The sequence below is a fragment of the Pseudomonas helmanticensis genome (assembly GCF_900182985.1).
GTDB classification, from domain to species: Bacteria; Pseudomonadota; Gammaproteobacteria; order Pseudomonadales; family Pseudomonadaceae; genus Aquipseudomonas; species Aquipseudomonas helmanticensis.
In genome coordinates, this window is record NZ_FXUY01000002.1 from 1,115,842 (window position 1) to 1,128,271 (window position 12,430).

Consider the following 12,430-nt stretch of genomic DNA (forward strand, 5'->3'; position numbering starts at 1 on the left):
CAAAAAAAGGCGACCTTCGGGTCGCCTTTTTCATGCATGCCAAACACAAACCCCTGCTTCAGGGTGTGTTCGATATCAGGTACACCACCCATCCCTGTGGGAGCGAGCCTGCTCGCGAAGGCTGTATCGGCCGCCACATTTTCAGCGCGTCGGACACCGCTTTCGCGAGCAGGCTCGCTCCCACAAGGTTTCCATGGTGTTCAAGGCTTGCGTCAAATCAAGCAAACGATAATTCCTCTTATTCAAACCCCCTCGCCCTGTTAGACTTTGCGCCTTTATTTTTGCCCGTCCGCAGGATGTCTGATGCCCTCGCTGCCTCTTCGCTTGTCCGCACTGTTGCTGGCCCTGGGCCTGAGTGCCTGCGATGACGCCCCGCGTTTCACCAAGGCCGAGCCCGGTGAAGCGCGTTCCGGCGGTGCGGCGACCGTGCGCAAGACTGATCAGAATGCGTTCTCGCTGCCCTCGGCGAACCTGCCACCGTCGCGGCGGGTGGACTTCAGCGTCGGTAACAGCTTCTTCCGCAGCCCGTGGGTGATCGCGCCGTCGACCACCACCGCGCGCGATGGCCTCGGCCCGTTGTTCAACACCAACGCCTGCCAGAACTGCCACATCAAGGACGGGCGCGGTCATCCGCCAACGCCGGATGCGGCCAACGCGGTGTCGATGCTGGTCCGGTTGTCGATTCCCGATGCGCCGGAATTTGCCAAAGTCATCGAGCAAGTCGGCGTGGTGCCAGAGCCAGTCTACGGCGGCCAGTTCCAGGACATGGCCGTGCCCGGCGTCGCGCCGGAAGGCAAAGTGCGCGTCGACTACACGCCGGTGCCGGTACGGTTCAAGGACGGCAGCGAAGTCGAACTGCGCAAACCGGTGTTGCAGATCACTCAGCTCGGCTACGGCCCGATGCACCCGGACACGCGTTTTTCCGCACGCGTCGCGCCGCCGATGATTGGCCTCGGCCTGCTCGAAGCGATCCCCGAAGAAGCGATCCTCGCCAACGCCGCCGCACAGGCCAAAGCGAAAAACGGTATCAATGGTCGCCCCAATCAGGTCTGGGATGATGCATTGCAAAAAACCGTCATGGGCAGGTTTGGCTGGAAGGCCGGGCAACCGAACCTCAATCAACAGAATGTTCACGCGTTTTCGGGTGATATGGGCCTCACGACCAGCCTGAGACCGTTCGATGACTGCACCGACGCGCAAACCGCCTGCAAACAGGCGCCAAACGGCAATGGCCCGGACGGTGAACCGGAAGTCAGCGACAACATTTTGCGTCTGGTGCTGTTCTACAGCCGTAACCTCGCCGTACCTGCGCGTCGTGGCATCAACGATGAACAGGTACTGGCCGGCAAGAACCTGTTTTTCCAGGCCGGCTGCGATTCGTGTCACACACCGAAATACACCACCGCCGCCAACGCGGCCGAACTTGAACTGGCCAATCAAGTGATTCGCCCGTACAGCGATCTGTTGCTGCATGACATGGGCGACGGTCTGGCCGACAACCGCACGGAATTCCAGGCCTCCGGCCGCGATTGGCGCACGCCGCCGTTGTGGGGGATTGGCCTGACACAAGCGGTCAGCGGTCACACCCAGTTTTTGCATGACGGTCGCGCGCGCAATCTGCTCGAAGCGGTGCTCTGGCACGGCGGCGAAGCAAAATCCGCGCAGCAGCAGGTTTTAGCTTTCAACGCCGAGCAGCGTGCCGCGCTGCTGGCGTTTTTGAACTCACTTTAAACACTGATAAAGAATCGGGAGCCCGACATGTTCCGTCCCAAGCTACTGTTCACCAGCCTTGCCGCGCTCGCCCTTGGCGCCTGCTCGCCGCAGGATCCGCAAGCGGTCACCTCGGCGGCCATCGCCAAATCGGTGATCCTGCCGACCTACACCCGTTGGGTCGAGGCCGACAAGCAACTGGCGGTCAGCGCCCTCGCCTACTGCCAGGGCAAAGAAACCCTGGAGACTGCCCGCGCCGACTTCCTGCACGCGCAGAAAGCCTGGGCCGAGCTGCAGCCGTTGCTGATCGGACCGCTCGCTGAAGGCAACCGCTCGTGGCAGGTGCAGTTCTGGCCGGACAAGAAAAACCTCGTCGGCCGTCAGGTCGAGCAATTGGTGGTCGCGCAGCCGCAAATCGATGCCGCCGGTCTGGTCAAATCGAGCGTCGTCGTGCAAGGTCTGTCGGCTTACGAATACATCCTCTTCGACGCCAAGCCTGACGTCGCCAACGCCGAGCAGAAAGCCAAGTACTGCCCTCTGCTGATCGCCATCGGCGAACGTCAGAAGCAACTGGCCGAAGAGATTCTGGCGAGCTGGAACAACAGCGACGGCATGCTTGCGCAGATGACCAAGTTCCCCAACCAGCGTTACGCCGATTCCCACGAAGCGATCGCCGATCTGCTGCGTGTGCAAGTGACCGCGCTGGACACCCTGAAGAAAAAACTCGGCACGCCAATGGGCCGCCAGAGCAAGGGCGTGCCGCAGCCGTTCCAGGCCGATGCCTGGCGCAGCCAGTCGTCCCTGACCGCGCTGGAAGCCAGTCTCGCCGCCGCCAAAACCGTGTGGGAAGGCGTCGACAACAAAGGCCTGCGCGGTCTGTTGCCAGCGGAGCAAAAGCCATTGGCCGACAAGATCGATGCCGCTTATGCCGCTTCGCTGAAACTGTTCGGCAGCACTCAGCGTTCGCTCGGCGAAATGCTTGAAGACGACGCCGGTCGTCAACAACTCAACGACATCTACGACAGCCTCAACGTCGTCCATCGCCTGCACGAAGGCGAACTGGCCAAGGCGCTGGGCATTCAACTGGGCTTTAACGCCAACGACGGTGACTGATGAGGGCAAGTGCCATGCTGCGACGCCAGGCTTTGGCTTTAGGTAGTGCGCTGCTGGGAGCAGTGACGCTGGGCGGCTGGACGCTGTTCAAACGCAAGGATCAGAGCCCGCTGCTGCTGTCGGCGCGCGACGACACCGACGGCAAGCACTACGCCGTCGGTTATCGGCTGGACGGCACGCGCGTGTTCGCCACCGAAGTCGGCCAGCGTTGCCACGACATCATCAACCACCCGACGCAGCCGATTGCACTGTTCGTCGCGCGTCGTCCGGGTACCGAGAGTTACCTGATCGACCTGCGCGACGGCACGTTGCTGCAGACGCTGACCTCGCAGCCGAACCGGCATTTCTACGGGCACGCCGTGGTGCACAAGGACGGCGAATACCTGTACGCCACCGAGAACGACACCACCGATCCTGGGCGTGGATTGCTCGGCGTGTACAAGTTCGAAGGCGAGCGGCTGGTGCACACGGGCGAGATTTCCACCCACGGCCTCGGCCCGCATCAGGTGTCGTGGATGCCCGATGGCGAGACGCTGGTGGTGGCCAACGGCGGGATTCGTACCGAAGCGGAAAGCCGCGTCGAGATGAACCTCAGTGCCATGGAGCCGAGTCTGGTGCTGATGCAGCGCGACGGTACGTTGCTAAGCAAGGAAACCCTCGCCCAGCAGATGAACAGCGTGCGCCATCTGGGTATCGCCAGCGACGGCACCATCGTCGCCGGCCAGCAATTCATGGGCGCGTCGCATGAGCGCTCGGAGTTACTGGCGATCAAGCGCCCGGGGCAACCGTTCGTGGCGTTCCCGGTACCGGAACAGCAGTTGCAGTCAATGGGGCATTACACCGCCAGTGTGGCGGTGCACAGCGATTTGCGCCTGGTCGCGCTGACGGCGCCGCGTGGCAACCGCTTCTTTATCTGGGATCTGGACAGCGGCGAAGTGCGCCTTGATGCACCGTTGCCGGATTGCGCCGGTGTCGGTGCGGTGCAGGACGGTTTCGTTGTGACGTCCGGCCAAGGGCGTTGCCGCTACTACGATTGCCGTCAGGATGAGCTGCTGGCCAAGCCGCTGGAATTGCCGGCGGGGCTCTGGGACAACCATCTACACCTGATGGCCTGAACCGCTAGTCAAAGTTAACACCGTCCCCGTGGCGAGGGGATTTATCCCCGTTCGGCTGCGCAGCAGTCGCAAAATCATCCGACGCGGTTTAACAGACAGACCGCGTTCGCAGGTTTTGGGGCGGCTTCGCCACCCAACGGGGATAAATCCCCTCGCCACAGGGGTCATGTCGTCTGAAGTGTAAAAAGTGGCAGTTGGATTCCCTGCCTGTCTCGGAGTAATGTTCGCGCCTGTCTCACCTGATTTATCCAAGGAACTGGAAATATGCTGCGTCGCCGCATGCTGATCATGTTGGGTGTTGTTTTGCTGATCGTCCTCGTGCTGGGCGGGTACAAAGCCTTTTCGATCTACACGATGATCCAGGGCTTTTCCAAGCCGAAACCGCCGATCAGCGTTGCCGTGGCCCATGCCACCGAGCAACCGTGGCAGATGCGTTTGCCCACCGTCGGCACACTGAAGGCGCTGCAAGGCGTCGAGCTGAGCCTGGAAGTGGCCGGCACTGTCACCGAACTCAAGTTCGAATCCGGACAGAAGGTCAAGGCCGGCCAGCCGCTGCTGCAACTCGACAGCGCCGTCGAGACCGCCCTGCTCGAAACCGCAAAAGCCGACCTCGGTCTGGCGCAACTGGATTTCGGCCGTGGTGCGCAACTGGTCGACAGCCGCGCCATCTCCAAAGGCGAATTCGACCGCCTCTCCGCCGTGCTGCAAAAGAACAAAGCTACGGTCAATCAACTCAACGCCTCGCTGGCAAAAAAACGCATTCTCGCGCCGTTCAGCGGCACCATCGGCATCCGTCAGGTCGACATCGGCGACTACCTCGCCAGCGGCACCAAAATCGCTACGTTGCAGGATTTGAGCAGCCTCTACGCCGACTTCTACCTGCCCGAACAATCGGTGCCGAAACTGGCCATCGGCCAACCCGTACAGATCTCGGTTTCGGCTTACCCCGGGCAAAACTTCGCCGGCAAGATCAGCGCGATCAACCCGATCGTCGAAAGCACCACGCGCAACATTCTGATCCGCGCCACCCTGGGCAACCCCGACGGCAAACTGCTGCCGGGCATGTTCACCAGCCTTGAAGTGCTGCTGCCCGATCCGCAGAAACACATCGTCGTGCCGGAAAGCGCGATCACCTACACCCTCTACGGCAACTCGATCTACGTGGTCGGGCAGAAAAAAGCCGAGGACGGCAGCGTCGAAAAAGACGACAAGGGCCAACCGGTGCTGATCGCCGAACGCCGCTTCATCGAAACCGGTGAACGCCGCGATGGCCTGGTGATGATCAACAAGGGCGTGCAGAGCGGCGAACAAGTGGTGACGGCCGGCCAGATCAAACTGGACAACGGCGCACACATTGCCATCAGCGACGACAAGACCCTCGGCGAGCAGAACAGTCCGCCTCGCGCCGACTGATCAAGGAATCCCCATGGCTTTTACTGATCCGTTCATCCGCCGCCCGGTGCTCGCCACTGTGGTCAGCCTGTTGATTGTGTTGCTCGGCTTTCAGGCCTGGAGCAAGTTGCCGCTGCGCCAATACCCGCAAATGGAAAACGCCCTGATCACGGTGACCACCGCTTATCCCGGGGCCAACGCCGAAACCATTCAGGGCTACATCACCCAGCCGATGCAGCAGAGTCTGGCCAGCGCCGAGGGCATCGACTACATGACCTCGGTCAGCCGGCAGAACTTCTCGGTGATTTCGATCTACGCGCGCATCGGCTCCAACACCGACCGCTTGTTCACCGAGTTGCTGGCCAAGGCCAACGAGGTCAAAAACAAGCTGCCGCAGGACGCCGAAGACCCGGTGCTGAGCAAGGAATCCGCTGACGCTTCGGCGCTGATGTACATCAGTTTCTTCAGCAAGGATTTAAGCAACCCGCAGATCACCGACTACCTGTCGCGGGTGATCCAGCCAAAACTGGCGACCCTGCCGGGTATGGCCGAAGCGGAGATTCTCGGCAATCAGGTGTTCGCCATGCGCCTGTGGCTCGACCCGATAAAACTCGCCGGTTTCGGCCTCAGCGCCAGCGACGTGACCAACGCCGTGCGCCAGTACAACTTCCTCTCCGCCGCTGGCGAAGTGAAAGGCGAGTACGTCGTCACCAGCATCAACGCCAACACCGAATTGAAATCCGCCGAAGCCTTTGCGGCGATTCCGCTCAAGGTCAGTGGCGACAGCCGCGTGCTGCTCAGCGATGTCGCGCGGGTGGAAATGGGTGCGGAAAACTACGATTCGATCAGCTCGTTCGGCGGCACGCCGTCGGTGTACATCGGCATCAAGGCGACACCGGGCGCCAACCCGCTGGACGTGATCAAGGAAGTGCGCAAGCTGATGCCGGAGCTGGAAGCGCAACTGCCGCCGAATCTGAAAAGCGAGATTGCCTACGACGCCACGCTGTTCATTCAGGCCTCTATCGATGAAGTGGTGAAAACCCTGTTCGAAGCGGTGCTGATCGTCATCGTCGTGGTGTTCCTGTTCCTCGGTGCGCTGCGTTCTGTGGTGATCCCGGTGGTGACCATTCCGCTGTCGATGATCGGCGTGATGTTCTTCATGCAGATGATGGGTTACTCGATCAACCTGCTGACGTTGCTGGCGATGGTGCTGGCCATCGGGCTGGTGGTGGACGATGCGATTGTCGTGGTGGAGAACATCCATCGGCATATCGAGGAAGGCAAGACGCCATTCGAGGCCGCGCTTGAGGGCGCGCGGGAAATCGCCATGCCGGTGGTGTCGATGACCATCACGCTGGCGGCGGTGTACGCGCCGATCGGCTTTCTCACCGGGCTGACCGGGGCGCTGTTCAAGGAGTTCGCGCTGACCCTGGCCGGTGCGGTGGTGATCTCCGGGATCGTCGCCCTGACCCTGTCGCCGATGATGTGCGCCTACTTGCTGCGCCACGAACAAAACCCCACAGGCCTGGCGCATCGTCTCGACCGGATCTTCGACAGCCTCAAGCGCCGCTACCAGAGCATGCTTCACGGCACGCTGAACACGCGGCCGGTGGTGCTGGTGTTTGCGGTGATCGTGTTGTGCCTGATCCCGGTGTTCCTCAAATTCACCAAATCGGAGCTGGCGCCGGACGAAGACCAAGGCATCATTTTCATGATGGCCAACGCGCCGCAGCCGACCAACCTCGATTACCTGAGCACCTACACCGACGAATTCATCAAGATCTTCAAGGAATTCCCGGAGTACTACTCCTCGTTCCAGATCAACGGCTACAACGGTGTGCAGGCGGGCATCGGGGGTTTCCTGCTGAAACCCTGGAACGAGCGCAGCCGCACGCAGATGCAGATCCTTCCCGAGGTGCAAGGCAAACTGGGGAACATCCCGGGCCTGCAGATTTTCGGTTTCAACCTGCCCTCCCTGCCCGGCACCGGCGAAGGGTTGCCGTTCGAATTCGTGATCAATACGGCCAACGATTACGAACTGCTGCTGCAAGTGGCCGACCGGATCAAGAAACGTGCGATGGAGTCGGGCAAGTTCGCCTTCGTCGACCTTGATCTGGCGTTCGACAAACCGGAAGTGGTGGTCGACATCGACCGCGCCAAGGCAGCGCAGATGGGCGTGTCGATGCAGGACCTCGGTGGCACGCTGGCAACATTGCTCGGTGAAGCTGAAATCAACCGCTTCACCATTGAAGGGCGCAGCTACAAGGTCATCGCCCAGGTCGAACGGCCGTACCGCGACAACCCGGACTGGCTGAACAATTACTACGTGAAAAACACTCAGGGCGAATTATTGCCGCTGTCGACGCTGATCAAGGTCAGCGACCGCGCCCGACCGCGTCAGCTCAACCAGTTCCAGCAACTCAACGCGGCGAAGATTTCCGGTTTCCCGCTGGTGAGCATGGGCGAAGCCATCGACACCGTGCTGCAGATCGCCCGCGAAGAAGCGCCGGCCGGCTTCGCCTTCGACTATGGCGGCGCATCAAGGCAATTCGTCCAGGAAGGCAGCGCCTTGTGGGTGACGTTTGCCTTGGCGCTGGCGATCATTTTTCTGGTGCTGGCGGCGCAGTTCGAAAGCTTCCGTGATCCGCTGGTGATTCTGGTGACGGTGCCGTTGTCGATCTGCGGCGCGTTGATTCCGCTGTTCCTCGGCTGGTCGAGCATGAACATCTACACCCAGGTCGGGCTGGTGACGCTGATCGGTCTGATCAGCAAGCACGGGATCCTGATCGTCGAGTTCGCCAACCAGTTGCGCAAGGACAAGGGCCTGACGGCACGTGAGGCGGTTGAAGAAGCGGCAGCGATTCGGCTACGTCCGGTGCTGATGACCACGGCAGCGATGGTGTTCGGCATGGTGCCGTTGATTCTGGCCACCGGTGCGGGGGCGGTCAGCCGCTTTGATATCGGCATGGTGATTGCCACGGGGATGTCGATCGGCACGTTGTTCACGCTGTTCGTCCTGCCGTGCGTTTACACCCTGCTGGCAAAACCCGATCCCAAACCAACCGCGTAACCCCTGTAGGAGTGAGCCTGCTCGCGATAGCGGTGTGCCATTCAAATCATTATTAACTGACAGGCCGCTATCGCGAGCAGGCTCACTCCTACACGGGATCTGTGTCGTCTCGGGCATAAAAAAAGGCCTCGCATCTGCGAGGCCTTTCATTTTGGCTTCAATCGGTTCAACTCTGCGGCCTCATCCCTTGGGAAAGTCCGAACATGAACAACAATAAATCATGGTCGGGTTTAGTCGCCACGGAGGCTTTCGCCACCCGTGGCATTGCGCAGTGAGCGTCGTCTACTGACGCGCCAACAACCTGCATGCGGGGCTGCTCCCAAGCCGCCACCGCCAATGATGCAACTGCCAAGGCTCCAACCAGAAACAAACCTCGTGCAATTTCTAGTTTCATCGCTATAAACCTTTGATAGCGCTGCCAAACGCCGTCTCATAAAAATAGACGAGTTTTTTCCAGTCCGTATCGCTGAACGACGAATGGCGGCGCAATTGCTTCATGTCATGGGAGGCGGCGCGATAAGCGGTCAGACGCTGGCGGCATTTCTCCAGGTCGATCAACGCTACTTCGACCTTGGCCGAATCGCCTTCGCCGGTTACCCGTACAAATACGTGTTTGATATAGATGCAGCTGTGCTGCCAACGGCCCTTGTGCATGCGCGCAAGGTTCTCGGCGAGGTCTTTGAGCACGCGTTCGTAAACGGCTTCGCCGTATTGCGCGCGACCACCCGCCGCTTCCCACTTTTCCAGTTCGTCAAAGCCGTCCAGCGACTTGGTCACCAGTAGCGCACGCCACTTGTACTGTGGATCAGGCTGCGCGCCGCAGAAGACGATTTCCGGCACGCGCACGCCAAGTTTGCTCACGCCGGTCAGGGCGTCCAACTCCCGCAACACCGTCGGGCGGCCGAACGGATGCAGCCAACTGCGGTAGATGTGTCCGGTCTGGCGTTTTGCATACAGCAATTGACCGTCACGTCCGGTGACTCGTTGCACACCACTTTCGCCACCACGCCGCACGTTGGGTTCTTCTACCCACTCACCACGCTGGTTCCAGTAATAGTCAAAACGATCCTGCGGAGCGACGTCCGTTTCTGCTGCAAATTGCACTGCCATCCCACTACCTCTTGCGTAATACGTAAACCCGCCACATGGCATAGAGCGGGATGAAATCCAGTTGTTCCTGTATGCGGAACCCTGCCTCTTCGAATTCTTTTTCCACCGTAACAGCCGGTAACACAAAACGGTTCTGGTAACCTTCCTGCCCACGCTTGGCCTCGGCCTTTTTGCGTTTCCAGGCCTTGAAGTTGCCATCCACCCACAGCGAAATGATCACGCTGTCGCGGGTTACGCGCTCGAATTCACGCAGAATGGCCCGTCGATGCTCGGCTTCACCGATGTGATGAAGCAACCGCATGCAAAAAATGCTGTCGACGGCGTTATCAGGCAAGGCAATGTCGAACGCAGAGGTGTGCAAGGGTTGTACCCGTTTCACCACATCCGCCGGTTGCGCTTGCATCGCCGTCCGGATCATCGACTCGGAGTTATCCGCACCGATGATCACCCGATTCGGTTTTTCCGCCAGCAAGGGCCAGAAGCGCCCCGCACCGCACGGCAAATCCAGCACCAGACCCGGTTCACCGGCCAACGTCAGCGCCTTGCGGGCCAACTGTTCGTCGCGCCAATGTGACAACCGGCGACCGAGATCGGCTTGATGCTTGCGCAAATATTTTTGCGCGTGGTTGTCGTCGTACTTTTCGGAAAAATCGAGTTTGATCGGGCCGGCCATCACCAGGACTCCTGAATTGCTGATGTCACCACCTTAGGGAGCGGCATGTCAGCGTCAGGTCATCCATTTGTGAAAAAAATGTCCGGTAAACCCGCAAACTATTTCAAGGTTATACAGGATTTAGACAGGTTGGCGGGAGTGGCTGGGTGCCACCACCGCCTGTCAGTCTTTGCCCAGATCCACTTCGAAACGGCAGCCATTGGGCTCCATGGTGCTCAAAGTCACCGTCCAGCCCTGGTTCTCGCAGATGCGCTGCACCAGCGACAAGCCAAGCCCGAGACCTTCACCACGATTTTCGCTGCCACGGACAAATGGCTGGAACATCGCCTCGCGTTTCTCCTCGGGAATACCCACACCCGAATCCTCAACGACGAACCCGTTAGCTTTCAGCGTCAGGCGAATGAAGCCCTGCTCGGTGTAGTGACAGGCATTGCGCAACAGATTGCCCATCACGGCGGTCAGCAACGTGGCGTTGAAACTGGTGTCCGGCGGGTTGCCGCGTTCGAACTGCAATTTCAGCCCTTTGCTTTCGATCGGCTCACGCCATACGCACAACAGATTGTCGGCGACATGCGCGAGATCGTGTTGCGGCGCCATGCCCGCATCTTCGCGCTGAGCACGGGCAAGCATCAGGAAGGTCTGCACCAGCTCGCGCATTTCCTCGCTGGCCCGGGCAATGCGCTCGACCTGCGAGCGGCCGCGTTGATCGATCGCCGGGTTTTCCATCAACAACTCACAAGAACTGGCCAGCACCATCAGCGGTGTACGCAACTCGTGGCTGACGTCACTGGTAAACAAGCGCTCGCGGGTCAGTGCCTGCCGCAGCCTGCCCAGCGTGGCGTCGAACGCCACCGCCAGTTCACCGACTTCATCAGCGGCGTAATCCGGCGCCAGCGGCGGCGCCAATCCGAGCAACTGGTCTCGGTGACGCACCTGCCGTGCGAGGCGCACCACCGGCGCCATCACTTTGCGCGCCAGCACCCAGCCGAGGAATACCGCCAGCGCCAGACTGAGCACGAAGCCCACCAGCACCACGGCAAACAGCACGCGCTCGCGCTCTTCAAAATCGCTTTGATCCTGCAGCAGCACATAACGGCGACCGTCGACGATTTCGACCATCGCGTGATACGACAGCTGCTCACGGAAGACTTCGTGGAAACCGGAATCGAGGTGACGCAAATCCTTCGGCAGCTCGAAATCACCGGGGCCGCCGCTGAAATAGAACAACTGATCCGGCTCCGGCCGATGGCTCCAGTCCGAAACGTTGTCCATCAGGAGCAGGCGCTGCAAGTCGCCGCCCAGGCCTGCTGAAATCAGTTTTTCTTCCACCAGGTGCACGGTGGCGACAATGCCCATGGCGAAGGCACCGGCCACCAGAGCGCTCATCAGCGCAAAGGCAATGATGATCCGCTGGGAAAGGCTTTGCTTAAACTCCATCACGCCCCTCGGCCAAGCGGTAACCGACGCCGTGCACGGTGTGCAGCAGCGGCTTGGCGAACGGTTTGTCGATCACCTGGCGCAATTGGTGAACGTGGCTGCGCAGGCTGTCGCTGTCCGGGCAATCATCGCCCCACAGGGCCTCTTCGAGAATTTCCCGGCGCAACACATGCGGGCTCTTCTGCATCAACACCGCGAGCAACTTGAGGCCGACCGGGTTGAGCTTGAGCAGCTTGCCTTCGCGGGTCACTTCGAGAGTGTCGAGGTCGTAGCTCAGGTCACCGACCTGCAAGGCACGGCGTCCGCCGCCCTGCGCCCGGCGCATCACCGCTTCCACGCGCGCGGCCAGCTCGGACAAGGCAAACGGCTTGACCAGATAGTCGTCGGCGCCGGACTTGAAGCCCTGCAAGCGATCATCGAGTTGATCACGCGCGGTGAGCATGATCACCGGTGTATCGCGACGGGCGTCTTCGCGCAGGCGTTTGCACAGGGTGTAGCCGTCGATTCCTGGCAACATGATGTCGAGCACGATCAGGTCGTAATGCTCGGTGGCGGCCAGATGCAGGCCCGACAGACCGTCCTGGGCGCAATCGACGGTATAGCCTTTGAGCCCCAGATAATCGGCCAGATTGGCCAGGATATCGCGGTTGTCTTCGACCAATAGAATTCGCATGGGCACTCCTCCGTACACAGTAACGGCCGTCATGGCCCGCGCAGCTTAAGGCCATCGCCAGCTCAGAGCTAGGGCTGAAAGCCGCGTAAATCAACTCTCTCAACCAAATTAAAGTCTTAACAAGTTTTTCACTATCG

General features: G+C 60.3%; 10 protein-coding genes. 5 read left to right on the top strand and 5 right to left on the bottom strand.

Annotated elements, in window-relative coordinates:
- The first annotated feature begins 303 nt into the window (after positions 1-303).
- The 5 genes from QOL84_RS27815 to QOL84_RS27835 all read left to right on the top strand — a co-directional run bounded on the left by QOL84_RS27815 (position 304) and on the right by QOL84_RS27835 (position 8,400).
- Complete coding sequence (locus tag QOL84_RS27815) at positions 304-1,731, top strand: di-heme oxidoreductase family protein (protein WP_283439298.1); 1,428 nt, start codon at positions 304-306, stop codon at positions 1,729-1,731.
- 27 nt (positions 1,732-1,758) lie between these two features.
- Positions 1,759-2,823: an imelysin family protein gene (locus QOL84_RS27820; RefSeq protein ID WP_283439299.1), complete on the top strand. Its 1,065-nt coding sequence runs from the start codon at positions 1,759-1,761 to the stop codon at positions 2,821-2,823.
- 14 nt (positions 2,824-2,837) lie between these two features.
- Positions 2,838-3,938 carry a DUF1513 domain-containing protein gene (locus tag QOL84_RS27825; RefSeq protein WP_283439300.1) on the top strand — a complete coding sequence of 367 codons (1,101 nt, stop codon included), beginning with the start codon at positions 2,838-2,840 and terminating at the stop codon, positions 3,936-3,938.
- A 264-nt stretch (positions 3,939-4,202) separates the two neighbouring features.
- Positions 4,203-5,351, top strand: a complete 1,149-nt coding sequence (locus tag QOL84_RS27830) for an efflux RND transporter periplasmic adaptor subunit (protein ID WP_283439301.1) — start codon at positions 4,203-4,205, stop codon at positions 5,349-5,351.
- Positions 5,352-5,364: 13 nt separating this feature from the next.
- The gene (locus QOL84_RS27835) at positions 5,365-8,400 is read left to right on the top strand and encodes a multidrug efflux RND transporter permease subunit (RefSeq protein ID WP_283439302.1); all 3,036 of its coding nucleotides are present in this window, start codon (positions 5,365-5,367) and stop codon (positions 8,398-8,400) included.
- A 166-nt stretch (positions 8,401-8,566) separates the two neighbouring features.
- Here the strand turns inward: QOL84_RS27835 and QOL84_RS27840 are convergent, their stop codons facing one another.
- From QOL84_RS27840 to colR, 5 genes are all read right to left on the bottom strand, one after another.
- Positions 8,567-8,794, bottom strand: a complete 228-nt coding sequence (locus tag QOL84_RS27840) for a hypothetical protein (RefSeq protein WP_129395302.1) — start codon at positions 8,792-8,794, stop codon at positions 8,567-8,569.
- Positions 8,795-8,796: 2 nt separating this feature from the next.
- On the bottom strand, positions 8,797-9,510 hold the full coding sequence (locus tag QOL84_RS27845) for a lipopolysaccharide kinase InaA family protein (protein WP_283439303.1): 714 nt from the start codon (positions 9,508-9,510) through the stop codon (positions 8,797-8,799).
- A 4-nt stretch (positions 9,511-9,514) separates the two neighbouring features.
- Entirely contained in the window at positions 9,515-10,183 is a 669-nt protein-coding gene (locus QOL84_RS27850; protein ID WP_129395304.1) for a class I SAM-dependent methyltransferase, read from the bottom strand.
- A gap of 162 nt (positions 10,184-10,345) precedes the next feature.
- A complete protein-coding gene (locus QOL84_RS27855; RefSeq protein WP_283439304.1) occupies positions 10,346-11,620 on the bottom strand; it encodes a sensor histidine kinase in 1,275 nt (424 codons plus the stop codon).
- On the bottom strand, positions 11,610-12,293 hold the full coding sequence (gene colR / locus QOL84_RS27860) for a two-component system response regulator ColR (RefSeq protein WP_129395306.1): 684 nt from the start codon (positions 12,291-12,293) through the stop codon (positions 11,610-11,612). The genes QOL84_RS27855 and colR overlap by 11 nt, the downstream gene beginning before the upstream one ends.
- Positions 12,294-12,430: the final 137 nt, after the last annotated feature.

What these genes read in the sequence shown, in the direction of transcription:
- QOL84_RS27815 (WP_283439298.1), top strand. Translation starts at nt 304, where the DNA reads ATGCCCTCGCTGCCTCTTCGCTTGTCCGCACTGTTGCTGGCCCTGGGC.
- QOL84_RS27820 (WP_283439299.1), top strand. Translation starts at nt 1,759, where the DNA reads ATGTTCCGTCCCAAGCTACTGTTCACCAGCCTTGCCGCGCTCGCCCTT.
- QOL84_RS27825 (WP_283439300.1), top strand. Translation starts at nt 2,838, where the DNA reads ATGCTGCGACGCCAGGCTTTGGCTTTAGGTAGTGCGCTGCTGGGAGCA.
- QOL84_RS27830 (WP_283439301.1), top strand. Translation starts at nt 4,203, where the DNA reads ATGCTGCGTCGCCGCATGCTGATCATGTTGGGTGTTGTTTTGCTGATC.
- QOL84_RS27835 (WP_283439302.1), top strand. Translation starts at nt 5,365, where the DNA reads ATGGCTTTTACTGATCCGTTCATCCGCCGCCCGGTGCTCGCCACTGTG.
- QOL84_RS27840 (WP_129395302.1), bottom strand. Translation starts at nt 8,794, where the DNA reads ATGAAACTAGAAATTGCACGAGGTTTGTTTCTGGTTGGAGCCTTGGCA.
- QOL84_RS27845 (WP_283439303.1), bottom strand. Translation starts at nt 9,510, where the DNA reads ATGGCAGTGCAATTTGCAGCAGAAACGGACGTCGCTCCGCAGGATCGT.
- QOL84_RS27850 (WP_129395304.1), bottom strand. Translation starts at nt 10,183, where the DNA reads ATGGCCGGCCCGATCAAACTCGATTTTTCCGAAAAGTACGACGACAAC.
- QOL84_RS27855 (WP_283439304.1), bottom strand. Translation starts at nt 11,620, where the DNA reads ATGGAGTTTAAGCAAAGCCTTTCCCAGCGGATCATCATTGCCTTTGCG.
- colR (WP_129395306.1), bottom strand. Translation starts at nt 12,293, where the DNA reads ATGCGAATTCTATTGGTCGAAGACAACCGCGATATCCTGGCCAATCTG.